This window comes from Clostridium sp. AF27-5AA (assembly GCF_003478415.1).
In the GTDB taxonomy this organism is placed as follows: Bacteria; Bacillota; Clostridia; order Lachnospirales; family Lachnospiraceae; genus Otoolea; species Otoolea fessa.
Genome location: NZ_QUFH01000012.1, coordinates 78346 through 102830, shown reverse-complemented (window position 1 = coordinate 102830; position 24485 = coordinate 78346). Strand labels below are relative to the sequence as shown.

Sequence of the window (24485 nt, the reverse complement as noted above, 5' to 3'; positions counted from 1 at the left end):
CATTTTAGATATCTGTTATCTTATTATTATTCCGTCGGCGTCGTCTTTCTCACATTCGTCTCCAGGAAACGGTTATATCCGAGCCAGCCCGGATTCTCCCCGCCGCTCTTTAAGACTTCCAGCATCGTCTCCATCTTCGCATCGGTATTGTCCGCAAAATTCAATGCCAGCGCCTCCAGAAGCGCCGGTTTCTTCGGGGAACCGTACTCTAATTCGCCGTGGTGCGCAAGGATGCAGTGCTTTAACTCCGCCGCTGTCTTTGCCGGGAATCCCGGAATCTCCTTAATACGGTCTGCAACCATCATCGTGCCGATCACGATATGACCTAAGAGCTGACCGTCGTCCGTATAATCATTTTCCGGAAATGCAGATAATTCCTGCACTTTTCCGATGTCGTGGAACAGCGCCGCCGTCAGAAGCAGATCGCGGTTCAGCGCCGGATATGACTTCGTGTAGAAATCACAGAGTTTTATAACACTTAACGTATGTTCCAAAAGTCCGCCCACAAAACCATGATGCACACTCTTCGCCGCCGAATGGAAGCAGAATTTCTTCACAAATGCCTTATCTTCCAGGAAATAGCTGGATGCCAGCTTTTTCAGGTACGGATTCTGGAAAGACTGCACCAGAGCCGTCAGCTCCTGATACATTATCTTGATGTCCTTTGAGCTGACCGGAAGGTAATCACTTTCCTGATACTCGCCCTCGTCCGCCTTGCGTATGCGCTTGATATTTAACTGGTTGGAACCCTGGAAAACCGTCACATCGCCGTCCACATAGACGTACTGCAGCGGTTCAAAATCATTGATGCCTGGGGAACTTAAATCCCAGATTTTGCAGTCTACCGTGCCTGTTTTATCCTGAAGCAGCACGGAGGCGTACTCTTTTCCGTTTTTCGTCACCGCATGTTGTTTCGTCTTACATAAATATACGTCCGAGACTCTCATTCCTTCCCGGAACTGTTCAATATATCTCATTCTGCCTATATCCTCCTGAATTTCTATCTGGCGCGCAGCGATACCAAAAATGGAATTTCCGTGTACCCGTCGCGCCCTTTCCGCATCACATTTACCGATACAGACACGCCGCTCGCGGAATTTTCAATCTGCGCCTGGAGATCTTTGAAACTTCCGATCTCCTTTGTGCCAAATTTCACAATAATATCGCCGGGCTGGATGCCAGCGTCATACGCCGGGCTGCCGGAGACTGCCTCCGTCACGTAAACGCCCGCCGGAATGCCGCTCCCCTGCATCGCACGGCTCACATCCTGTCCCTGGATGCCCAGATATGCCGCCGAAGCGCCATTCGTCAGCCGCTCCAGAATCGGCTTGTAGCTGGAAATGGTGTACGCCGCCGTCCGATCCGTACAGCTCTCGCTGCGGCAGGACTCCGATGTCCAGCCGACCATCTCTCCGGCTGTATTGATCAAAAAGGTACCCGTCTGCGAATTGCTGCTGATATCCGCATACAGGATCCGCGTCAGTCCATCTGTAATCTGCACATTGCGCGCCACGTAGGATACCGTTCCAAACGAAAGCGAATGCACCTGTCCGGACGGACCGCCGATACCTACGAGGACATCGCCTGCCTTGACCGTATATGAATTGGCAAGTGAAAGCACCTGCACCTTTTTCCGCTCTTCTTCCGGCAGATTGCCGGACGGCACCGCCACAACTGCCATTCCGAGCACTTCGTCAATCTGGCGCACTGTACCAGCGATCTTCGTTCCATCCGAAAATCTCACATTGATCGAATCTGCCGCCCGCACCGCATCGGCGTAAGTAAAGATCAGAAATTCTCCATCACTCTCCGCGATGACTGCACCTGCATAATCACCCGTATTTTCCACCGGATTTCCAAATATATCCGTATCCTGTTTGCCGGAGCTGACCGTCACGATCGACTTATCACCCAGTTCCCCGATTCCACGCAGCACCGACGTCATCGAATTGAAATTGTCTACGGAAAACTGATAGCTGGAAAGTGCCTCGCTGACCGCCTCATCAATCTCCTGCTCCATTTGTTCCGGCTGCGCTGTCATATCCGCATCTGCACCGTCCGACGGCGAAACAGAGTCCGGATCGTCCTTGGAAAACTCGACTGAGGATGTCTCCTGCATCCCATTTTCCTGAAAACACCGATCTGCAAACGGCTTTACCGCCGCAAACGAAACCGCCGCGACTCCTCCAAATACGGCTGACGCGCATACAAAGAGAGCCACCCGCTTCGCAATCTGTTTTCTGGTCAGCGGCGGCTTCACTATCGTTTCTCTCATGAATTCCCGTTTTTCCTTTTTTTCAAGTTCTTCTGAATCCGGCATTTCACTTTCCCCTTTGCATAACATATCCTAATTATACTTTCCTTCTTAAGGTTATGCAAGAAAAAAGTGCGAATGCTTGGCTAGACGGCGGGGAATGTGATATAATGTGAACACTTGACGAGGTCTTTTCGAGTCTAGTGAGAACTTATACCTGACCACTTAATGAGGTCTTTCACGAATTTAGTGGTCACGGTATCATGTGAACACCATTTAAATTAAGAGGATTACCACAACATGAATGAAAAAGCATTAAAAACTCTCGAATATACAAAGATCATCGACCAGCTCACGGAGTACGCCTCCACGGAGATGGGAAAACAGATGTGCCGGGAACTGCAGCCGTCCTGTGATCTGGGGACGATCCGGCAGAGCCAGACGGAGACGACCGATGCCCTGACGCGCGTCCGCATGAAGGGAAGTCTCTCCTTCGGCGGCGTGAAGGATGTGCGTGGTTCCATGAAACGTCTGGAAATCGGAAGTTCCCTGGGGATCCCGGAGCTTCTCTCTGTCAGCTCCCTGCTGACAGTCGCTGCCCGCGCGCAGAGCTACGGACGCCATGAGAAATCCGAAGAATTTCCAGATGATTCCCTTGATGAGCGCTTCCGCGCTCTGGATCCGCTGACGCCGGTCAACAATGAGATCAAGCGCTGCCTGCCATCCGAGGATGAGGTCAGCGATGACGCAAGTCCGGGACTTGCCAAAGTGCGCCGCTCCATGAAGATCGTGGGCGGACGCGTCCATACCCAGTTAAATTCTATTTTAAATTCCAGCCGGACCTATTTACAGGATGCCGTCATCACAATGCGCGACGGGCGCTACTGCCTGCCGGTCAAGGCTGAGTATAAATCCCAGGTTCCAGGCATGGTGCACGACCAGTCCTCGACCGGTTCGACTGTATTTATCGAGCCGCTCGCGATCGTCAAGCTGAACAACGAACTGCGCGAGCTGGAAATCCAGGAAAAACGGGAAATTGAGTTCGTTCTGGCAGCTCTTTCCAGCCAGCTTATGCCTTACACCGACGCGATCCTCTCGGATCTTTCGATTCTGGCAGAGCTCGATTTTATTTTCGCAAAGGCAGCTCTTTCCCGCCACTATAACTGCGTGGAACCGAAATTTAACAACAAACGGTATATCAATATCAAGGACGGACGCCATCCGCTCTTAAATCCGAAACAGGTCGTTCCGATCAACATCTGGGTTGGCGATTCATTTGACCTTCTGATTGTGACGGGTCCAAACACGGGTGGTAAAACCGTTTCTTTAAAAACCGTCGGACTCTTTACCCTGATGGGGCAGTCAGGACTCCATATCCCGGCATTTGAGGGATCCGAGCTGGCTGTTTTTGACAATGTATTTGCCGACATTGGCGATGAGCAGAGCATCGAGCAGAATCTGAGTACATTCTCCGCCCATATGACGAATATCGTTTCGATTTTAAATGAGGCGGACGCCAATTCGCTCTGTCTCTTCGATGAGCTCTGTTCCGGTACCGACCCGACCGAGGGCGCGGCGCTGGCGATTGCGGTTTTAAATTTCCTGCACAACATGACCTGCCGGACGATCGCAACCACGCATTACAGCGAATTAAAAGTCTTCGCGCTGACCGCGCCAGGCGTTGAAAATGCCTGCTGCGAGTTCAACGTCGAGACTCTCCGCCCGACCTACCGCCTGCTCATCGGTATTCCAGGAAAAAGTAATGCATTTGCCATTTCCCGCAAGCTGGGGCTGCCGGATTATATCATCGACGAGGCGAAAAACCAGATGGAGCAGAAGGACGAATCCTTCGAGGATCTGCTTGCCAATCTGGAAAACAGCCGCGTGACCATTGAAAAAGAGCGCGAAGAGATCGCCTCCTATAAACAGGAAATTGAAACGCTGAAGAACCGCCTCCAGCAGAAGGAAGAACGTTTCTCCGAGCAGAAGGAAAAAATGCTTTCCAAAGCCCGCGAGGAAGCTCAGAAGATCCTTCAGGATGCGAAGGACACCGCCGATCAGACGATCCGCAACATCAACAAGCTTGCCAAGTCTTCCGGCGTCAATAAAGAACTGGAAGCTGAGCGGACCAAGCTACGCGGCAAGATCCAGGATGTAGACAAGAAACTGGCAGTTAAGAAAACCGCCGCACCGAAAAAAGCCGTTTCCGCGAAAAAGCTGCGTCTCGGCGATACCGTGCGCGTTCTCTCGATGAATTTAAAGGGAACCGTCAGCTCCCTGCCGAACGCCAAGGGCGATCTGTATGTACAGATGGGAATTCTGCGCTCCCTCGTCAATATCCGCGATCTGGAAATGGTCGAGGAAGCATCCATCACCGGACCGGGACTTTCCGGCACGCATACGGGCGGTTCCCGCGGATCCGGAAGCGGAAGCAGCAAGATCAAGATGTCTAAGTCCTTCAGCGTATCGCCGGAGGTCAACCTGATTGGCATGACCGTCGATGAGGCGATCCCGGTACTCGACAAATATCTGGATGATGCCTACCTGGCGCATCTTCCGCAGGTCCGCGTCGTACATGGTCGTGGAACCGGCGCTTTGAAAGCGGGCGTACACCGCCACTTGAAGAAATTAAGCTATGTCAAGGAATACCGGCTTGGCGAGTTTGGCGAAGGCGATACAGGCGTTACAATCGTAACATTTAAATAAGAAATATCCATAACTGTGAAGGTACTGAACAGTTACAAATATCCAAAAAAACAGGAGGAATCAACATGGCTGAAAAGCAGCGCATTCTCATCGTAGATGACGACTACAACATTGCTGAACTAATCTCACTTTACCTGACGAAAGAATGTTTTGAAACGAAAATTGTCGGAGACGGGGAAGAAGCTCTCCGGGTATTTCCCGAATTTCAGCCCAACCTGATTCTCCTTGATCTGATGCTTCCGGGCATCGACGGCTATCAGGTCTGCCGGGAACTGCGAAGTACCTCCCAGGTGCCAATCATCATGCTCTCCGCCAAGGGCGAAATCTTTGATAAGGTGCTGGGGCTGGAGCTGGGCGCCGATGACTACATGATCAAACCATTCGATTCGAAAGAGCTGGTTGCCAGAGTCAAAGCCGTTCTGCGGCGCTACCAGCTACCGGTGCAGATGCCCGCATCGTCCGTGACCGAACAGCATGGCAATTTTGTCGAATATCCGGATCTCATCGTCAACCTGACAAACTACTCCGTCATTTACAACGGACACTCGATCGAGCTGCCGCCGAAGGAACTGGAACTGCTCTATTTCCTCGCGTCCTCACCAAACCAGGTATTCACAAGGGAGCAACTTCTCGACCATATCTGGGGATATGAATACATCGGCGACACGCGGACGGTAGATGTCCATATCAAGCGCCTCCGTGAAAAAATCAAGGGCAACGACAAGTGGGCGCTGACGACCGTCTGGGGGATTGGATATAAATTTGAGGTAAAACGGTAACTGTTAGTAAAGGAACTGAACTGTTACGTGAAGAGGTAACCGGAGGTTTACCATGAAATCAAACCACTACACACATTCTCTTTATTATAAACTGCTGATCGGCTATCTCATCTTCGGTCTGCTTGGATTCATCACGATCGCGACCATCTCATCTGAGATGACCTACCACCATCTGGTGGAACGCGAATCGGAGGTTCTGTATGACGAGGCGACCATGATTGCCGATCGGTGCAGCAAAGCCTACGAGGGAAAAACCATCAATCTCGACTCGGCATATCCACAGATCGAGGCGGTTTCCGCCTATCTGCAGTCGGATATCTGGATCCTGAACCATGAGGGCACCATCGTTGCGGACAGCAGCGACAGTCGTACCGGCATCGCAATCGACGATTTCGACCCGACCGCACAGGGCAACCGGCTCTATTCCATCGGACAGTATTACAACCTGTTTGACAGCAAGGTACTCTCCGTTTCCGCCCCTATCACAGGCAATATGAAGACCTACGGCTACATCGTGATTCATATGCCAATCCAGAACATTGAGGCGGAACAGAACGGATTTCTGAATATTATTTACATAACATCGATCATCCTGTTCTTCCTATCCCTGGTGGTGCTTCTTGTTTTTACAAAAGTGGTCTATTTCCCGCTCAAAAAGATTACGGTCGCAGCCAATGAATATGCAGCCGGAAACCTGGCACACAATATCCCGATTACCACCCACGACGAGATCGGCTATCTCGCCAGCACATTAAACTATATGTCCAGCGAGTTAAATGAAATGGAACAGTACCAGCACAATTTCATCGCGAACGTATCGCACGATTTCCGCTCGCCTCTGACTTCCATCAAAGGCTATCTCGAGGCAATTCTCGATGGCACAATCCCGCAGGAACTCTATCACAAATACCTGCACATCGTTATTTCCGAAACCGAACGCCTCAACAAGCTGACCCAAGGCATGCTAACACTCAACTCCCTGGACAGCAAAGGCTACTTAACCCGGACAAATTTCGATATCAACCGGACGATCAAGGATACCGCCGCAACCTTCGAGGGCACGTGCAGCGCAAAAGGCATCACGTTTGACCTGACCTTTGCGGATAGCATCCAGATGGTCTACGCCGATCTCGGAAAAATCCAGCAGGTTCTCTACAACCTGATCGACAACGCGATCAAATTCAGCCACGAGGATTCGATCATTTACATCCAGACCTCCATCCGGTATGAAAAAATCTTCATTTCCGTCAAAGACACCGGCATCGGCATCCCGAAGGACAGCCAGAAGAAAATCTTTGAACGTTTCTACAAGACCGACTTATCGCGCGGAAAAGATAAAAAGGGGACCGGACTGGGGCTTGCGATTGTCAAAGAGATTATTCAGGCACATGGGGAAAATATCGACGTTGTCAGCACCGAGGGCGTGGGGACGGAATTTATTTTCAGTCTGCCGAAGGCGACGGCGCTATAGCAAATTGAAACTGTCCAATCCCTTCGCAATTACAGCAAATCTTCCATCTGGCATCCCAGTGACCGTGCAAGCGCACGCACGGTTTCTGCGGATGCTTTTTGAATCTTCTTTTTTCCCTGTTCATACTGCTGAATACTCCGCAGCGTAACCCCCGATTGCTCTGAAAGATCCTTTTGGGTATATCCCGCCATCTTCCGGATCCGCCGCAACGCGTTTTTTCCCTGCTCTTTTCTTCGAATGATTCTGTCTGCCGCCTCAACAAATTTATCCTCCGGAGCTTCATGAAGTGCCGGATACATTTCCACAACCTCCCGGACCGGAAGCCCTGCTTCAATTTCCTTAAATTTCTTCTCACTGTACCACTGATAATACGCCAGTATCCAGCCACTCCAATACTCTCTGGAACAGGTAAATTCTACCTGCGGTTCCGGCAGTTCGTCCTTTTTTCCCGCTTTTCGAAGCACTTCCTCCGCAAGCTCCGTTCCAGAAAAGCCGCTCACTACTCTTGGTACACCTTCCCCAAATTTTTCTGCATACCCGGTTGTAAGAAACAATTTCCAAAAATCTTCCAGATCCATCCCACAGGCATTGACCGCATAATCTGTCATTTCCCCCAGATTTCTCATCGCATCATCCAGATATTCAATCCCATAAGCGCTCATCCTCAGCCGACACCTCCCCTCGAATCAAATCCCGCATATAAATACCGTCGATATCATCCTCTTCCACCTTTTTCCGGTATGAATTTCTAGCTTGCTCATCCCTGGCTCTTCGTTTTACATAATATTCCACTGAATCTACTCCTTCATAAGAAAGAAAGTGTATCGCCTGAAATGCCTTCTGGCTCTTTAATACATACTGCTCTCCCAATTTTCCCAGCCGCATCGCATACGAAAGCTGCTCTAACGATATTTCATTATTTACAAACGCCCTTGCAAATGAAAAATACGAATCATCCGCCCGGTACCCAATCACCACATCATATCCGTCCACATCCGGGAGGAAATGTTCCAGCAGCCACTCTCTTCCCCGTTTCATGACCGCCGAAGAAAGGCGGATTTTCCGGTATTTCATCAAAATCGCCAGCCAATGAAGAACGCTGTAGTGCTTCTCCATCAAATTTAAAATCAAAAGACCGGTTTCATCCATTTCATACTGATTCACATAGCCGTCCTCCCGCTCGGCGCACGACCACTCCTTCGCCAGCTCCAGACTCTCCGTACAATAAAAGCCCTGTCCGTAGTCATTATAGACCTTTCCCTGACCATACATAGGAGTAGAAATAATTTCCAAGGAACCGTGATATAAAATTTTTCTCATTCTGAGGCAACCTCCTTATCTATTATGGGAACAAGTAGAAACATGGGGTATATAAAAAATAGATTCGTTTTAATGAAAATAACTCTATAGAGATATTTTTATTAATATTATATCTCTATAGAGTTATTTAATCAATTTTTATTTCAGATCTTAAAAAGATATGCCACGTTACAGTACGCACCTTACACAAACTGTAACTGTCCTTTCACGATGTTTCGAATTACACCTACCGCGCCTCTTCCCCCGGAAAATGCGCGTCGGACCGCTTCAGAATCTCCCGAGCAGTCTTTATCTTACCCAGACCACCAAAGGTACAACGCAGTTCCAGCGGCAGCGACAGACCGATCTCATAGATCGCGCCGATTGTCTCATCCAGCGGGATCACCTTGTCGTAGCCTGCCAGAATCATATTGGCGCTGGCGAGCGCATTGCTTCCTCCCATGATATTTTTGCCGAGACATGGCCATTCAACACGGTTTCCGACCGGATCGCAGGCAAGTCCTGTGATGTTCTGGAGTCCTACAGACGCCGCATCCAGAGATTGCCGGTTTATTCTGTTTTCATCTTGACAATGAAACGTGAAACTGCTACAATCCAGCTATACAAACCACATTTGATTTGTGATAAATCTATTTTTAGTATATATGTTTTATTTCATTCATAAATATTCAGGAGGTTTTGATATGTTATTTCTCAGCGAACAAGAAATGTGGCAGTCCGTCACCTTAGAGGATGTCATGGACGCGATCGAAGATGCGTATGCGATTCACAAAAGCGGCAATTATAAGATGCCGGATCGTTTTATCGCACAGCGTGATAAAAATATGATGCTCTATATGCCGTGTTTTCTGGATTCCGTCATCGGTACAAAGATGTTATCCGAATTTCCGGACAATTCCTCTCTGGGAATTCCGTATCTGAACGGACTTATGATTTTAAATAACGCAAAGACCGGTCTGCCGAAGGCGATTATGAACGGAAGTGTCCTGACCGCAATGCGGACCGGTGCGGTCGGCGGTGTCGCACTGCGCTATCTGGCTCCAGAGGATGCTGCCTCAGTTGGTTTGGTTGGCTGCGGTATGCAGGGACTACACCAGCTTCTCTATGCCTGCGAGGTGCGCCCGATCACAGATATTTATCTGTATGACGCATACGCTAAGGATCTTTCCGGCTTTATCGAGCGCTTATCGGCGCGTCTGGCATCGTTTGGAAAAAACGACATCCAGATTCATACCTGCGCGGATACCCGTGAACTGGCTGAGCACAGCCGCGTCCTGATCTCCGCCACCCAGGCGGTCGATCCGGTCTACCCGGATGATGAAGAGCTGCTTCGCGGCAAATGCTTTGTTGCCATCGGCTCCTGGCGTCCGGAACGGCGCGAACTGCCGGATGCGGTGTGGAAACTCGTCAAGAACGCGTACACCGAGCTTCCGTATGCCTGCGAGGAGAGCGGCGATCTGAAAATTCCGCTGGAAAAGGGCGTTCTGACACAGAAGCGCGTCCACTTTATCGAGGATCTGATCGAAGATACCAAGCAGGGACATCCGCATGAGCAGAACGAGACCCGCTGCTTTAAATCAGTCGGCATGGGACTCTTTGATGTGCGGACGGCACAGCTTATCTATGAAAAAGCATTGGAAAAAGGAATTGGACAAAAACTTAATTTCTAGGAAAAATGGTTGGAATAGAAAAGGCTGTATCACCTACCGCGCGCTTCCATGCGGCAGGCAATACAGCCTTTTTCTTATTGTTATATGTGCATTAATTTTCCAGCATTTTTCTGAATCTATAGACTGGCAAATTTTTCGCTCCATATTCTTCTCTACTTATTTATATAACGGATACTTCTCACACAGTTTCGTCACTTCCGCACGGATGTAATCTGCCTTGTTCTCGAAGTCGGTAGCTGCCAGCCAGATGCACTCTGCAATCACTTCCATGTCCTCTTCTTTCAGTCCACGGGTGGTAACAGCCGGAGTACCGATGCGGACGCCAGAAGTAACAAACGGGCTTCTCGGGTCGTTTGGAACGGTATTTTTGTTCAGGGTAATGTATACTTCATCGCAGCGGTTCTGCAGCTCTTTACCGGAAATATCCATGCCGCGCAGATCAACTAACATCAGGTGGTTATCGGTTCCGCCGGTCAGAATCTTGAATCCCTGCTTCTGAAGTGCGGCTGCCAGCGCTGCTGCATTCTTCTTTACCTGAAGCTGATACTCTTTAAATTCTGGCTTCAGCGCCTCGCCGAAGCAGACTGCCTTGCCAGCGATGATGTGCTCTAACGGACCGCCCTGGGTTCCCGGGAAGATCGCCTTGTTGAAGTTGAACTTCTCAGCTGCTTCCTTATTTGCCAGAATCAGACCGCCTCTCGGTCCGCGCAGTGTCTTATGTGTGGTTGTCGTAACAACATCTGCATACGGAATCGGGCTCTGGTGAAGACCGGCTGCTACCAGACCAGCGATATGAGCCATATCGACCATCAGGTATGCGCCTACTTTGTCTGCAATTTCACGGAAACGTTTGAAATCAATCTCTCTTGCATAGGCACTTGCACCTGCAATGATCAGCTTCGGTTTTGCTTCCAGTGCAATGCGCTCTACCTCTTCGTAATCAATCACGCCATTGTCATCGACACCATACGGCACAATGTTGAAATATAAACCGGAGAAATTGACAGGGCTTCCGTGTGTCAGATGTCCGCCGTGATCCAGGTTCATGCCCATAACAGTATCACCCGGTTTCAGCATTGCGATAAATACCGCCATGTTTGCCTGCGCGCCGGAATGCGGCTGTACGTTTGCATAATCACAGCCAAACAGTTTTTTCGCTCTCTCGATCGCGATGGACTCTACAACATCGACACACTGGCATCCGCCGTAGTAACGTTTTCCCGGATATCCCTCCGCATATTTGTTGGTTAATACCGATCCCATCGCCATCATAACCGGCTCCGATACAATATTCTCCGACGCGATCAGCTCCAGGTTTCTTCTCTGACGGGCTGCCTCTGCTTCAATGGCTTCTCCCACTTCCGGGTCTGCCTCTGTAATGAACTTCATTACCTCATCTACCATGTCTGTTTCTCCTATTCTTTTCTGTCATCCATACAAAATCATCAAGTGGATTTTTCATATATAAATATAAAACCACACTTTTGTCTCTCCGGATTTTTTATTTAAAAAAGCCTTTTTCAGGTCTCATTAAATACTGTCACCAGACGCTTCTTATGCCAGCAGCGCTTCCGCCATCTGCTCCAGCGACGGAATATCGCTCTCCTTGAGCGCCCCGCGAACCGTAACGACCGGTTCAACCACCGTGATCTCCTTCATCGCATCCAGCATTCCCTTCATCGTGCGCGCTGCACTCGGCGCCCAGGAACCGTTTTCAATCAGGGCAACGGTGCGTTTCTGGTAATTCTTGCTCTGTAAGTGGTGCAGGAAATCTGCCATAACCGGCATCACACCCGCGTCATAGGACGGTGCTGCCAATACAATTTTTCCATACCGGAATGCATCTTCCAGCGCCTCCGCCATATCACCGCGCGCCAGATCCGCGATTGCCACTTTCGGGCATTCTTTTTTCTCAAGAATTTCCTTGCATTTCTTCGCCGCATCCTCGGTGTTGCCATGCAGGGACGCATATGCGATAAATACACCCTCAGACTCGACGCCGTAGCTGCTCCAAATCTGGTATTTTTCAAGCACATGACCGATCGTCTCTTTCAGAACCGGTCCATGCAGCGGGCAGATGATCTGGATCTCAAGACCGGCTTCTTTCTTAAGAAGTGCCTGCACCTGCATTCCATATTTTCCTACAATATTGAAATAATACCGTCTCGCCTCGCAGTCCCAGTCCTCATCCACATCAAGCGCACCGAACTTGCCGAAACCGTCGGCGCTGAACAGCACCTTGTCGCAGGAATCATAGCTTACCATAACCTCCGGCCAGTGTACCATCGGTGCCATGACGAACGTCAGCTCATGGCGCCCCAGTTTCAGGGTATCGCCCTCCTTGACCGTCAGCGCACGGCTGGTATCAAGATCAAAGTACAGTTTCAGCATCGGAAATGTCTTCGCATTGCCTACCAATGTGATTTCCGGATACCGTTCTACGACTGCCTGGATACTTGATGCATGATCCGGCTCCATGTGGCTGATTACCAGATAATCCGGGGTTCTTCCAGCCAGTGCGGTTTCCAGATTTTCCAGAAATTCCGTCTGTTTGCGCTTGTCTACCGTATCCATGATCGCGATCTTTTCATCCATAATCACGTATGAGTTATATGAAATACCATTTGGCACCTGATACTGCCCCTCAAATAAGTCAATGTCATGGTCGTTTACACCGATGTAGCGAATATCTTCTGTGATCATCTCCTGCTTCCTCCTGTTCTTTTCGCAGCTGCTCCATCTCTTTACAGCTGCCTCTTTTTGTTCTCACAGGCATCTCGCATCCTGCTGTCAGCCTGCCTTATGATTTCATCCGTTACCTCTGACTCTGAATCAGTCTTTCTCCTCAATCGCCATAATCATATCCACGCGTCTCTGATGGCGTCCGCCCTCAAATTCTGCGTTGATCCACTCGTCAACGATCATCTTCGCAAGCTCACTTCCTACCACGCGGGCGCCGAAGCAGAGTACATTGGCATCGTTGTGGCGGCGGGACATCACCGCTGTGTACGGCTCGCTGCATACGCAGGCGCGCACGCCTTTTACCTTGTTAGCTGCCAGTGAAATACCAAGACCGGTACCGCAGATTGCGATACCCAGATCGGCTTCGCCGGAAACAACTGCACGACCTACCTTCTCTCCATAAACTGGATAATCACAGCTCTCGCTGCTGTCTGTACCCAGATTTAACACTTCGATTCCTTTTTCTTTCAGGAAATCCACAATAATGTTCTTCAGTTCTACCGCCGAATGGTCATTTCCAATCGCAATTTTCATCTCATCTTCTCCTCATCTGACTGACTTCCGGAACAAATGATATAGTCCGGTCATTATGAAATCATTTTAGTAAAGTTGCCGGGCAATGTCAAGACTGTGAAAATCTCAGAAATACATAAAAAGAGCGCAGAGGAAGCTCTTTCGCACTTCTCCGCGCCCTATTGTTTCTTCTATAATAATAGTTATAAATCCGCCGTAAGACGTTTTCCGCTTACGCGCTATGGACAGCCGAAGCCGTCAGCTTGCCATCCGAAAGCCCGATCTCTATCGTATCGCCCGCACGGACGCCGTCCGCCAGAATCAGCTTCGCTGCCAGTGTCTCAACGTTCTTCTGCAGGTACCGTTTCAGCGGTCTTGCACCGTAAACCGGATCGTAGCCATTTTCAATGATGAAATCCTTTGCCTCGTCCGTCAGGGCAATCTTTAACTCCTTATCCGCCAGACGTTTGTTGACATCTGCAATCAGAAGCTCAATGATGCCTCCGATGTTGCCTTTCGTCAGCGGCTTAAAGAGAATAATCTCATCCAGACGGTTCAGGAACTCAGGACGGAAGTGAGCTCTCAAGTCATGCATAACGGAGCTTTCCGCCTCCGGCTTGATCTGTCCCTTTTCATCGATGCCGTCCAGCAGATACTGGGAACCGATGTTGGAGGTCATAATCAGGATCGTATTCTTGAAATCGACAGTTTTGCCGGTCGAATCCGTGATACGTCCATCATCCAGAACCTGCAGCAGGACGTTAAATACATCCGGGTGCGCTTTCTCAACCTCATCGAAGAGGACAACAGAATACGGTTTGCGCCGTACTGCCTCGGTCAGCTGACCGCCCTCGTCATATCCGACATATCCTGGCGGCGCTCCGATCAGACGGGAAACGGAATGTTTCTCCATGTATTCACTCATATCGATACGAACCATGTTGTTCTCATCATCAAACAATGCCTCCGCCAGCGCTTTTGCAAGCTCTGTCTTGCCGACACCGGTCGGACCTAGGAACAGGAACGAACCGATTGGTTTCGTCGGATCCTTGATGCCCGCTTTGGAACGGATAATCGCCTCCGTTACCTTGGTAACGCCCTCATCCTGTCCGATGACACGTTTATGCAGCAGTTCGTCCATATGCAGGGTCTTGCTACGCTCGCTCTCGGTCAGTTTGGCAACCGGAATACCGGTCCACTTCGAAATAATCCGGGCAATCTCATCCTCGGTGACACTCTCATGTACCAGACTGAGATCCTGATTTTTCACTTTCTCTTCCTCTTCCGCCAACTGTTTCTGCAGTTCCGGCAGCTTGCCGTACTGGAGTTCAGCCGCTTTGTTTAGGTCATATGCCTGCTGCGCTGCCTGAATCTCGCCATTTACATGCTCAATCTCTTCACGCAGTTTGGACAGCTTATCAACGGAAGATTTTTCATTCTCCCACTGGGCTTTCTGGGTCGAAAAGCTGCTCTTGAGCTCTGCCAGTTCTTTCTGCAGTTCTGCCAGGCGATCCTGACTTAAGCGGTCAGTCTCTTTCTTAAGCGCAGCCTCTTCAATCTGCAGCTGCATGATACGTCTCGACAGTTCATCCAGCTCCGCCGGCATTGAATCCATCTCTGTCTTGATCATCGCGCACGCTTCATCAACCAGATCGATCGCCTTATCCGGAAGGAAACGATCCGTGATATAACGATCCGAGAGAATTGCCGCCGATACAAGCGCAGAGTCGGTAATCTTGACCCCGTGGTAAACCTCATATCTCTCTTTCAGACCACGCAGAATGGAAATCGTATCTTCCACGGTCGGCTCATCAACGTGAACCGGCTGGAAACGACGTTCCAGAGCTGCGTCTTTTTCGATGTATTTACGGTACTCATCCAGGGTCGTCGCACCGATACAGTGCAGTTCACCTCTCGCCAGCATAGGCTTCAGCATATTCCCGGCGTCCATCGCGCCCTCGGATTTGCCCGCGCCGACGATCGTATGCAGCTCATCGATAAACAGAATAATCTGTCCCTCGCTCTTCTTGACCTCGTCAAGCACCGCTTTCAGTCTCTCTTCGAACTCGCCGCGGTACTTCGCGCCCGCCATCAGAGCTCCCATATCCAGAGCAAACAATTTCTTGTCCTTCAAGCCCTCCGGGACATCGCCGCGCACGATACGCTGTGCCAGTCCTTCGACAACGGCTGTCTTACCGACGCCAGGTTCACCAATCAGAACTGGGTTGTTTTTCGTCTTTCTGGAGAGAATCATAACCACATTACGGATCTCACCGTCACGGCCGATGACCGGATCGAGCTTCTGATCTCTCGCACGTTCCACCAGATCGTAACCGTATTTATTTAAAGTGTCATACGTTGCCTCCGGATTATCGCTGACAACACGCTGGTTGCCGCGCACGGTCGAAAGCGCCTGCAAAAAGCTCTCTTTCGTAATGCCGTAGAGACGGAACAGTTCTTTGACCGCCTTATTCGGCTGTTTTAACATCGCCAGAAATAAGTGCTCGACGGAAACATACTCGTCCCCCATCGCCTTGGCTTCGTCCTCCGCGTTCACCAGCACCTTGTTGGCATCGTTGGAGAAATACACCTGACCGCCGGATACCTTCGGCAGCTTTCCAATCGCCTGCTGCACCTCATCACGGAACTGGTCGCCCGAGATTCCCATCTTTGTTATTAATTTAAAAATCAAGCTGTCTTCCACAGTCAAAAGACTGTACAGCAAATGTTCCTGATCAATCTGCTGGTTTCCATATTCATACGCCAGCTTTTCCGTATTTTGAACGGCTTCCAGAGACTTCTGGGTAAATTTACTGATATTCATAAACCTGCCTCCTTTCGAACAATCTGTGAAAACCTTTTGGTCTTCTTTTGTTCTAGCAGTAATATAACACTTGTTGTTAGCACTGTCAAGAGTAGAGTGCTAATTTTCTGTGAAGAATTTGTGAAAACTTTTTTTTTAAAATTTTCATGTAAGCATATCTTTCTTGCCGATTTACCTGTTTTATGTTACATTTATTATCAACAACTCGATCTGTTTTTTAACTATAAACCCTGCATTTACATGAAAGTTGAATCTAACTTATGAACCATCCATCCAACGAAAATATCCCATCAAGAAGCTTTTCTTATCATGCCTTTAACTTTACCTTTTTGCTTCTTCTGGCAGTATTTTTCATTTCCTTATACACCGTTGCACTGCTGAAAAGCAACAGCCGCATCACCCTGAGCGCCGCCGTAGAACGGAATATTTCCTGTTCGGACGCGGTTCACCGGGCGATATCAAGCCGGCTGACGCGGGCAGATTTTGAACAGATCAATACAAAATCCGATATGAGCTCCGCGCAGTATCGAAGCCTGCAATCTTATTTAAATGAGCTTCGCAGCCTCAATTCGACGCGCTACTTATACACTGCCAAGCGTGGACCGGGCGGAAAACCCATCTACCTGATCGATGGTCTGGATCTGGAAGCACCTGATTTTGCTTATCCGGGCACCTACCTGGAAGAGGAAATGGTTCCGTATCTGGAAGCTGCCCTCTCCGGCAAAACGATCCACTCACAAAAGATCATTGATACCACATGGGGGCATATTTTTACCGCCTGCTATCCGGTCATTGCCTCCGACGGAACCAATGACATTCTCGGTGCCCTCTGTATCGAGATTGATATGGAAGACACTTACCGATCGATTGAGGCGATCAACCGTTCCTCCTTTGGAATCGCCGCTGCCGCGAGCATGATAGCACTTCTGCTAATTGTTATTTCCTATTTTTATACAAAGAAACAGAAGTCCAGAGAACTCACCCAGCAGCTGCTGCTGGAACAGACCGCAAAAGCAGCAGAGGCAGCCAACAAGGCGAAATCGACCTTCCTGTTCAATATGTCGCATGATATCCGGACACCGATGAATGCGATCCTCGGTTACGCAGAACTTGCCAGAAACCATCTGCAAGAACCGGAAAAAATCGGCGAATATATGGACAAGATCCATATTTCCGGTGAAAAGATGCTCTCTATCATCAACAATATTCTTCAGTTTTCACAGATTGAGAATAACCAGATACACATTGAAGAAACCTCCGTCCAGACTGAGAAAAATTTTGATTCCTGTATCGTCATGGTCCAGACTGCCCTGGAAGAAAAACAGCAGCATTTTCATGTGACCAAGGACATTTCGTACCCATATATCTACATTGACACGACGTATATGTCCGAAATTGTATTGAATATTTTGAGCAATGCGATCAAATATACCGCCAAGGGCGGGACGATCTCCTGTGCCCTCCGCCAGGAGCCTGGTGAAACGGACGGCTGGTGTATCACAGAAATCGCAATCACCGATACCGGCATCGGCATTTCCGAGGAATTCCAGTCGCATATTTTTGAATCATTTTCACGGGAGCGTTCTTCCACCGTCAGCGGCATTGAAGGCACCGGGCTTGGCATGGGAATCGTGAAAAATCTGGTGGATCTGATGCATGGAACGATCGAGGTAAAGAGCAAGCTCGGAGAAGGTTCAACGTTTACCGTCCGGATCCCATGCCGGATTTCCTCGCGGGAGGAAACAGAGCCTACCGCATTCGATGAAACAGCTGCCCAGACTCTATCCGGCTGCCGGATTCTTCTTGCGGAGGATAATGATCTGAACGCCGAAATTTCCATCGAACTTTTGACCCGCGAGGGGCTTTTGGTCGAACGGGCAAATGACGGGGTTGCCTGCCTGGAAATGCTGCAAAAAGCGCCGGAAGATTATTATGATTTGATTCTGATGGATATCCAGATGCCGATCATGGACGGCTACAAGGCAACGCGGGCGATCCGGCGGTTTTCGGATAAGAAGAAGGCTGGCATTCCGATCGTTGCGATGACAGCGAATGCATTTACAGAGGATAAAGAGCGGGCGCTGGAATCCGGAATGAATGATCATGTGGCGAAGCCGATTGATATGAAGGTGCTGATGAGTGTGCTGGATGAGCAGATTTGTGGGCATAAAGGTTTATAAATGATGAAAAACGGCACACCGCATTCTCATCACTAAGTAACGAGAATGCGGTGTGCCGTTCTTCAAATCCTATTTTGTAAAATATTTCTCTTTAATGATCTCCACCGGCATCTGCTGTCCTGTCCAGAGTTCGAAGGATGCAGCTCCCTGATAGAGAAGCATGTACATACCGTTGCTGGTCTTGCAGCCTGCCGCTCTTGCTTCGCGCAGTAAACGAGTCTCCTGAGGATTGTAGATGACATCGAATACGAACAGGTCTTTGTGGAACATCGTTGTATCAGTAATGATTGTGTTGTCTGTCTTCGGAGCCATGCCGACGGAAGTACCATTTACCAGAATCGCGCTGTCTGCGATGGACTGGCGCAGGATCTCCGGATCGGAGTAATCATGCAGGGTTACCTTGCACCCTGTGCGCTCGTTCAGTTTCTTTACAATCTCCTCGGCTCTCGGATAGAACGCGTCCTTGACGTTAAATACGTTAATTTCTGCCACGCCGTCTAAAGCTGCCTGTACAAGAATCGCGGTTGCGGCGCCGCCAGCGCCTAAAAGCGTCATTTTCTTGCCAATGATGTCTACACCATTTTCTGCAACTGCACGCATAAATCCGACGCCATCGGTCGTATAAGCAGTCAGAACACCGTCGTCGTTGACAATCGTATTGCAGGCGCCGGAAATCTCGGAAGCCGGTGAAACCTTGTCTGCCAGCTTGCACATGATATTTTTGCCCGGCATCGTGATATTCCAGCCGCGCGCGCCCATCGTCCGCAGTCCCTCAACCGCCTGCGGCATCTTCTCTTCCGGCACATCAAACGCCAGATATGTATAATCCAGCCCCAACTGGCTGCACGCCTCGTTGTGCATCTCCGGCGAAACACTGTGTGCGACCGGGCTTCCCAGTAAACAAAGTAAACCTGTGTGTCCTGTGATATGATTCGACATCTTTTTTCCCCTTTCGTTTTCTCTGTCAGAACTTTCTGAGCAGTCACATTATTTAAACTTCTTCACCTGTGCAATGATCTCCTCGCAGATCTCATTCGCTGATTTTCCATCGGTCGCGATCACAATATCTGCTGCCGCTTCATACGCCGGTCTGCGCTTCTCCATCAGCTCGGAAACATATTCCACTGTCTTATTATTTTCCAGAAGAGGACGGTCATGGTTCTCTTTGACACGCTCCAGAATCGTCTCCGGCTTCGCGGTCAGAAGTATAATCTTGCCGCTCTTTCGCATCTCCTGTACATTGATCTCGCGCATCGCTACGCCGCCGCCGCAGGATACAATCTTGTTCTTCTCGTTTCCTACCTCCTTGAGCAGGTTTGTCTCCTCGTTGCGGAAATATGCCTCGCCGTGCAGATCGAAGATCTCGGAAATGCTCATGTTGTTCTTTTTCGCGATCATTTCATCCATTTCCAATACATCCATCGCAAAGGTATTCTGCAGTGCATTCGAAACGGTGCTCTTTCCGACTCCCATAAATCCGATCAGGAAAATATTGAACCCAAACAGCTCATGGGACTGAATCCGTTTGCTCCGGTAGAGGACGCTGTCGTAAACTGCCATGATTGATTTTTTGTATTCATAATCATCCAGCTTCGCAAGCATCTTGCTCTTCTTGCGCTCTTCTTCCTCTGCCTGGTAAATCGGAAGTCCGTTTTTCTGTTTATAATTTGTAATCTCCTGGATAATCTGGCAGCGCATCCGCAGGGCGTCGATCAGAATCTCGTCGCACATGTCCAGATCATTTCGCAGCTTCTTTAATTCATCCATCTGTCTCATCCTTCTCCACTTGTATTCATTCAGATTACTTTTGCACTTTACATTGAAAGTGTGTTTTATTATTATACCCGAATCAGGATATGAACGCAAGTGCTAATGCGGAATAGCAGGTATAACTGTGGGGGATAGGTGTTGCTGTTCGAGCTATATTTTTATTAGATTCCCAGCTTCTCCTTCATGTAATCCACCGGTGTTGATTTTCCTGTATACAGTTCAATCGCGATCAGCGCCTGGAACAGCATCATGCTCATACCGTTGTATACACGGGTGCAGCCAGCTTCTTTGGCCTGCTTCATCATCACGGTCTCACGCGGTGCATATACCGTATCAGTTACGATCAGATCCTTGCGGAAATAGGACGGATCCGGGATATTGGACAGATCCTCCAGCGGGTGCATACCAACGCCGGTTGCATCACAGAAAATGTCTGCTTCGTGCATTTTCTCTTTTAAGAGTGCCAGATCGCCCAGGTCATGCATCTCGGCCTTGCAGTTAGAGTTCTTGTTGATGATGTCAACGATCTCCTCTCCGCGTGCATAGAACTTATCTTTAATATTGAAGATATGCAGCTCTGCAATGCCGTCCAGTGCGCCGCGTACTGCGATAGCGGTCGCTGCACCGCCGGTACCGATGAGAACCATCTTCATTCCCTTGAAATCAATGCCTTCTTCCTTGATTCCCTGCCAGTAACCCATACCGTCAGTGTTGTAACCCTTCAGGTATCCGGTTACATTGCCGTCTTTGTCACGGGTGTTGACTACAGTGTTGATCGCGCCGCACAGCTTTGCAGCCTCGTCTACCTCATCCAGATATTTGTGAACGACGGTCTTGTTCGGCATGGAGATGTTGGAACCCAGCATCTTCAGCGCACGGATACTCTCAACCGCTGCTTCCAGGGTATCGTTGTCTACCTCGAACGCAAGCTGGATAACATCGTCGCCATTCTTGTCATAGGCAAGGTTGTGGGTGGTCGGAGACTGTGTATGACGGATCGGGTAAGCCATTAATCCTACTAATTCGGTATGTCCTGTAATGTTTGGCATGATAATTTCCTCTTTTCTTCTCTATTTTTATAATCAAATAAAACGATATCATTCGTTCAGCGAACAGTCAGAATCTTTCAAATGCAATATTCAATTTCTTACTCCAACGGTGCCAGCTCTAAAAATCCTCTCGCTTCCAGCACGTTCAGAATCGCACGTCCTTCCATCGTTCCCTCCATGATACGGCGGGCGCGGACGGAATCTCCGATCGGGTAAATGAATGTATCTGTGTTGTCAAATGCCTCTTCAAGCTGTGCCAGAATCGGATTGTTGGCGCGCATTCCCAGACAGTTGAAACCGAGGTCAAAGTTCAGATCCTCGATCGTGCCATCCGGCAGCTTCACGGTAAATGCGTTTTCTTTGACTTCCTGCAGCGCAGTATTCACATACTCTTTCACACCATATTTGTCGTGTGTCTCACGCATGGAACATTTTGTGATCGGATCTGCCAGCATACCAATCTGCGGGAGCATATCCACGATGGTACACTTCGCGCCGCGCGGTGCGAAATACTCCACAACATCCAGGCCAACGGAGCCGCCGCCGACTACAACCACTTTTTTGCCCTTGCAGAAATCATCCGGGTATTCTCCGGCTTTTACTTTCTGAATCATCTCGAAAATGGTATCGACATGACCGGCTGCGATGTTTTCCTTGAGTCCCTTGATCGGCGGAACGACTGGAACGGAACCGGTTGCGTTGACAATGATATCCGGCTTGAACTGTTTGATCTTGTCCACGGTTGCCTCGCAGTTCAGAAATACATACAGATTTTTCAGTCTCTTCGCACGTGCTTCCAGATATTTCGGGAAGTCTTTCATACGGTTCTTGCTTGGCAGGTCGGAAATGAAGGTGGAAAGTCCGCCTAATTTACCACTCTTTTCTAATAAGAATACGTTGCATCCAACCTCGGCTGCCGTGCAGGCTGCTTCCAGACCGGCTGTACCGCCGCCGACTACAACTACGTTGCAGTTTTTATTGACTTTCAGCTTCTTGTAGATATCGCCCTCCGGAACAGCCGGGTTGACGGTACAGCGGATCGGACGGTTGACGCCGATTCGGTTTCCCGCACAGCCGACGTTACAGGAGATACATTTACGGAGAATCTCCTCCTCGCCGTTCTGCACCTTGCTGACCCAGTTCGGCTCTGCAATGAGTCCGCGTCCCATGCCGACAATATCGACATCGCCGCTCTCCAATACTTTCTCAACGACCTCCGGATCGCGGTAGTTGCCCGCATTGATAACCGGTTTACCAAATTTATCCTTCACGGCTCTTGCCATGTAGGAACGCCAGCCATCCGGCAGAAAGTTCGAGTCAATCTGATACTGTAAGGACGGGTTCAGACCGCAGGATACATCGTACATATCTACGTACTCATCCAGATATTCGAGGTATTCCAGTGTGTCTTCCAGCGTGTTGCCGCCCGGCACGCGCTCTTCCGCAGAGATACGGACGATGATCGGGAACCACGGACCTACATTTTTCCGCACCTCTTCCAGAACCATCTTCGGGAAACGGAGACGATTCTCGACGGAGCCGCCGAATTCATCGGTTCTTTTGTTGTAATACGGGGAAATAAACTGACTCATCAGATAAGAATGACCACAGTGGATCTCAATCGCATCAAATCCGATCGCCTGTACACGTTTCGCCGCCTCGCCGTATTTTTTTACGGTCGTCAGGATCTCTTCCCTTGTCATCGGACGCGGAATCTCGCCGCCTGCCTTGGTCGGGATATTGGAGGAAGACACCGTCTCCATACCTGTTCTGGCAGAGGATGCAGAAGCGCCCGCATGGTTGACCTGAATCGCTACCATCGCGCCATTCTTGTGAAGATTCTCGACTAACTGATAGTAACGCGGCATAAAGCTGTCGTGATCGATGCGGATCTGGCTTGTGCCATTGGAACCAACCGGATATTCGATATTGGCATTCTCCAGAATAATCAGACCAGTTCCTCCCTTGGCACGCAGGGAATAATAATTCATATGGCGGTTGCTCATCTCACCGCTCGTCTCGCCATAGTTAGTACCCATCGGCGTCATGGCAACACGGTTTTTGATCGTCATGCGCTTAATGGTAATCGGTTCAAAAATTTTGGGGTATTTGCTCTTCATGATGAAATTCTCCTTCTCCATTGCATGAGAGGCATCCCTGTGTTTGTGACACTTTTATCTTAACCGTTTTGCTTAAAAATTAACAATATCTTTCAAGTAAATTTTCAATACGTTTTTGCTATCGGTTTCCCGTTCCGCCTGCAGACCGTCCTGACGCGCCTGCTGTTTCATATATTCAATAAAGCGTTCCACCGCCGGAAGCCGGTAGCGTTCTTTCATCCAGAACATAAAAATCTGGTGATAAATGTCCAGATTTTCAATCGGGTGAATGCAGACTCCCTGAGAAAGCTCCAGAATGTCCGTGCGCGGCATCAGTGCGATGCCAAAACTCTCCCGCACCAGTGCGACGATCGAATATTCGTCCGGACACTCCACAATGATGTCCGGCTGAATGTTGTATTTCGCATAGAGCGCGCGGGTGCGCGTCCCCATCCAGGAGTCCTTATCGTATCCAATTACCGGATACCGGTTCAGCTCCGCAAATGGAATACTCTCCCGCTCTGCCAGCGGGTGATCCTTCGGCGTGATGATGACAAGCTTCTGGTTCGCCACCGGGAAAAATTCCATGTCATCCTTTTCCAGACAGCCGCCAAAGCCTACATCTAATTCACCCGTTTTTACCTTTTTTGCAATCGCCGGTGTGTGATTCTGCCAGAAATTAAACACAACCTTTTGATTTTCCGGCTGTTCTAAAAAGAGCTTGACCCGGTGCGGGATATAGTGACCTGCCAGCGGAAACACGTAACCGATGTCGATCTTTCCCCCATCCATCGAAATTTCCCGCATTTTCCCGACCGCTATGTGGCAGTCTGTGAGAATCCGGTCCGCGTACTCCAAAAACATCTTCCCCGCCTTCGTCAGGGTCACCCCGCGTCCTTCTTTTTCAAAGAGCGTCACGCCCAGCTCATTTTCCAGTGACGCCATCGACCGGCTCAGGGATGGCTGTGATATATATAATTCTTCCGCCGCCTGATGATAATTTTCCAGATTCGCTATCTTCTGAAAATATAAAATCTGATTCAATGTCATTCCTAACGTCCCCCGTCTTTATGTATCTTCGTATTAACTCTTCGCAATATCAGCCGTA

At 49.4% G+C, this 24485-nt stretch carries 19 protein-coding genes; 5 read left to right on the top strand and 14 right to left on the bottom strand.

What is annotated here, in order from left to right; translation table 11 throughout:
- Positions 1-26: 26 nt before the first annotated feature.
- Positions 27-977 carry an HD domain-containing protein gene (locus DWY89_RS12000; RefSeq protein ID WP_118523629.1) on the bottom strand — a complete coding sequence of 317 codons (951 nt, stop codon included), beginning with the start codon at positions 975-977 and terminating at the stop codon, positions 27-29.
- Positions 978-1000: 23 nt separating this feature from the next.
- Positions 1001-2275: a S1C family serine protease gene (locus DWY89_RS11995; RefSeq protein ID WP_243022824.1), complete on the bottom strand. Its 1275-nt coding sequence runs from the start codon at positions 2273-2275 to the stop codon at positions 1001-1003.
- A 279-nt stretch (positions 2276-2554) separates the two neighbouring features.
- Between DWY89_RS11995 and DWY89_RS11990 the strand changes: the two genes are divergently transcribed.
- From DWY89_RS11990 to DWY89_RS11980, 3 genes are all read left to right on the top strand, one after another.
- On the top strand, positions 2555-4960 hold the full coding sequence (locus DWY89_RS11990; RefSeq protein WP_118522497.1) for an endonuclease MutS2: 2406 nt from the start codon (positions 2555-2557) through the stop codon (positions 4958-4960).
- Between the two features lie 65 nt (positions 4961-5025).
- Positions 5026-5739: a response regulator transcription factor gene (locus DWY89_RS11985; RefSeq protein ID WP_107001860.1), complete on the top strand. Its 714-nt coding sequence runs from the start codon at positions 5026-5028 to the stop codon at positions 5737-5739.
- A gap of 52 nt (positions 5740-5791) precedes the next feature.
- The gene (locus DWY89_RS11980) at positions 5792-7210 is read left to right on the top strand and encodes a HAMP domain-containing sensor histidine kinase (protein WP_118522499.1); all 1419 of its coding nucleotides are present in this window, start codon (positions 5792-5794) and stop codon (positions 7208-7210) included.
- Between the two features lie 29 nt (positions 7211-7239).
- Here DWY89_RS11980 and DWY89_RS11975 read toward each other — a convergent pair whose 3' ends face one another.
- The 3 genes from DWY89_RS11975 to DWY89_RS11965 form a co-directional block, all read right to left on the bottom strand.
- A complete protein-coding gene (locus DWY89_RS11975) occupies positions 7240-7872 on the bottom strand; it encodes a helix-turn-helix domain-containing protein (RefSeq protein WP_022358806.1) in 633 nt (210 codons plus the stop codon).
- A complete protein-coding gene (locus tag DWY89_RS11970) occupies positions 7853-8530 on the bottom strand; it encodes a DUF3990 domain-containing protein (RefSeq protein WP_118523631.1) in 678 nt (225 codons plus the stop codon). The genes DWY89_RS11975 and DWY89_RS11970 overlap by 20 nt, the downstream gene beginning before the upstream one ends.
- Positions 8531-8756: 226 nt before the next feature.
- Complete coding sequence (locus tag DWY89_RS11965; RefSeq protein WP_279218696.1) at positions 8757-9068, bottom strand: L-serine ammonia-lyase, iron-sulfur-dependent, subunit alpha; 312 nt, start codon at positions 9066-9068, stop codon at positions 8757-8759.
- A gap of 145 nt (positions 9069-9213) precedes the next feature.
- Between DWY89_RS11965 and DWY89_RS11960 the strand changes: the two genes are divergently transcribed.
- On the top strand, positions 9214-10200 hold the full coding sequence (locus DWY89_RS11960; protein ID WP_182431310.1) for an ornithine cyclodeaminase family protein: 987 nt from the start codon (positions 9214-9216) through the stop codon (positions 10198-10200).
- Between the two features lie 156 nt (positions 10201-10356).
- Here DWY89_RS11960 and glyA read toward each other — a convergent pair whose 3' ends face one another.
- The 4 genes from glyA to clpB all read right to left on the bottom strand — a co-directional run bounded on the left by glyA (position 10357) and on the right by clpB (position 16279).
- Positions 10357-11604 (bottom strand): serine hydroxymethyltransferase, encoded by a 1248-nt coding sequence (gene glyA / locus DWY89_RS11955; RefSeq protein WP_022358816.1) that lies wholly within the window; start codon positions 11602-11604, stop codon positions 10357-10359.
- 150 nt (positions 11605-11754) lie between these two features.
- Positions 11755-12903: an FprA family A-type flavoprotein gene (locus tag DWY89_RS11950; protein WP_118523632.1), complete on the bottom strand. Its 1149-nt coding sequence runs from the start codon at positions 12901-12903 to the stop codon at positions 11755-11757.
- Positions 12904-13032: 129 nt separating this feature from the next.
- Positions 13033-13476 (bottom strand): ribose 5-phosphate isomerase B, encoded by a 444-nt coding sequence (gene rpiB / locus DWY89_RS11945; RefSeq protein WP_022358818.1) that lies wholly within the window; start codon positions 13474-13476, stop codon positions 13033-13035.
- Between the two features lie 211 nt (positions 13477-13687).
- Complete coding sequence (gene clpB, locus DWY89_RS11940) at positions 13688-16279, bottom strand: ATP-dependent chaperone ClpB (RefSeq protein WP_107001854.1); 2592 nt, start codon at positions 16277-16279, stop codon at positions 13688-13690.
- Positions 16280-16539: 260 nt separating this feature from the next.
- Here clpB and DWY89_RS11935 point away from each other — a divergent pair, with 260 nt between their 5' ends.
- Positions 16540-18459: an ATP-binding protein gene (locus tag DWY89_RS11935; protein ID WP_118523633.1), complete on the top strand. Its 1920-nt coding sequence runs from the start codon at positions 16540-16542 to the stop codon at positions 18457-18459.
- 69 nt (positions 18460-18528) lie between these two features.
- Here the strand turns inward: DWY89_RS11935 and aroE are convergent, their stop codons facing one another.
- The 5 genes from aroE to DWY89_RS11910 form a co-directional block, all read right to left on the bottom strand.
- On the bottom strand, positions 18529-19398 hold the full coding sequence (gene aroE, locus DWY89_RS11930) for a shikimate dehydrogenase (protein ID WP_117796709.1): 870 nt from the start codon (positions 19396-19398) through the stop codon (positions 18529-18531).
- A gap of 48 nt (positions 19399-19446) precedes the next feature.
- Positions 19447-20226 (bottom strand): shikimate kinase, encoded by a 780-nt coding sequence (locus DWY89_RS11925; RefSeq protein ID WP_107001851.1) that lies wholly within the window; start codon positions 20224-20226, stop codon positions 19447-19449.
- Positions 20227-20390: 164 nt separating this feature from the next.
- Positions 20391-21278 carry a shikimate dehydrogenase gene (locus DWY89_RS11920; RefSeq protein ID WP_022358823.1) on the bottom strand — a complete coding sequence of 296 codons (888 nt, stop codon included), beginning with the start codon at positions 21276-21278 and terminating at the stop codon, positions 20391-20393.
- 98 nt (positions 21279-21376) lie between these two features.
- Positions 21377-23398, bottom strand: a complete 2022-nt coding sequence (locus DWY89_RS11915; RefSeq protein WP_117796712.1) for an FAD-dependent oxidoreductase — start codon at positions 23396-23398, stop codon at positions 21377-21379.
- A gap of 72 nt (positions 23399-23470) precedes the next feature.
- Entirely contained in the window at positions 23471-24427 is a 957-nt protein-coding gene (locus DWY89_RS11910) for a LysR family transcriptional regulator (RefSeq protein WP_118523634.1), read from the bottom strand.
- Positions 24428-24485 lie beyond the last annotated feature (58 nt).

What these genes read in the sequence shown, in the direction of transcription:
- DWY89_RS12000 (WP_118523629.1), bottom strand. Translation starts at nt 977, where the DNA reads ATGAGATATATTGAACAGTTCCGGGAAGGAATGAGAGTCTCGGACGTA.
- DWY89_RS11995 (WP_243022824.1), bottom strand. Translation starts at nt 2,275, where the DNA reads ATGAGAGAAACGATAGTGAAGCCGCCGCTGACCAGAAAACAGATTGCG.
- DWY89_RS11990 (WP_118522497.1), top strand. Translation starts at nt 2,555, where the DNA reads ATGAATGAAAAAGCATTAAAAACTCTCGAATATACAAAGATCATCGAC.
- DWY89_RS11985 (WP_107001860.1), top strand. Translation starts at nt 5,026, where the DNA reads ATGGCTGAAAAGCAGCGCATTCTCATCGTAGATGACGACTACAACATT.
- DWY89_RS11980 (WP_118522499.1), top strand. Translation starts at nt 5,792, where the DNA reads ATGAAATCAAACCACTACACACATTCTCTTTATTATAAACTGCTGATC.
- DWY89_RS11975 (WP_022358806.1), bottom strand. Translation starts at nt 7,872, where the DNA reads ATGAGCGCTTATGGGATTGAATATCTGGATGATGCGATGAGAAATCTG.
- DWY89_RS11970 (WP_118523631.1), bottom strand. Translation starts at nt 8,530, where the DNA reads ATGAGAAAAATTTTATATCACGGTTCCTTGGAAATTATTTCTACTCCT.
- DWY89_RS11960 (WP_182431310.1), top strand. Translation starts at nt 9,214, where the DNA reads ATGTTATTTCTCAGCGAACAAGAAATGTGGCAGTCCGTCACCTTAGAG.
- glyA (WP_022358816.1), bottom strand. Translation starts at nt 11,604, where the DNA reads ATGGTAGATGAGGTAATGAAGTTCATTACAGAGGCAGACCCGGAAGTG.
- DWY89_RS11950 (WP_118523632.1), bottom strand. Translation starts at nt 12,903, where the DNA reads ATGATCACAGAAGATATTCGCTACATCGGTGTAAACGACCATGACATT.
- rpiB (WP_022358818.1), bottom strand. Translation starts at nt 13,476, where the DNA reads ATGAAAATTGCGATTGGAAATGACCATTCGGCGGTAGAACTGAAGAAC.
- clpB (WP_107001854.1), bottom strand. Translation starts at nt 16,279, where the DNA reads ATGAATATCAGTAAATTTACCCAGAAGTCTCTGGAAGCCGTTCAAAAT.
- DWY89_RS11935 (WP_118523633.1), top strand. Translation starts at nt 16,540, where the DNA reads ATGAACCATCCATCCAACGAAAATATCCCATCAAGAAGCTTTTCTTAT.
- aroE (WP_117796709.1), bottom strand. Translation starts at nt 19,398, where the DNA reads ATGTCGAATCATATCACAGGACACACAGGTTTACTTTGTTTACTGGGA.
- DWY89_RS11925 (WP_107001851.1), bottom strand. Translation starts at nt 20,226, where the DNA reads ATGGATGAATTAAAGAAGCTGCGAAATGATCTGGACATGTGCGACGAG.
- DWY89_RS11920 (WP_022358823.1), bottom strand. Translation starts at nt 21,278, where the DNA reads ATGCCAAACATTACAGGACATACCGAATTAGTAGGATTAATGGCTTAC.
- DWY89_RS11915 (WP_117796712.1), bottom strand. Translation starts at nt 23,398, where the DNA reads ATGAAGAGCAAATACCCCAAAATTTTTGAACCGATTACCATTAAGCGC.
- DWY89_RS11910 (WP_118523634.1), bottom strand. Translation starts at nt 24,427, where the DNA reads ATGACATTGAATCAGATTTTATATTTTCAGAAGATAGCGAATCTGGAA.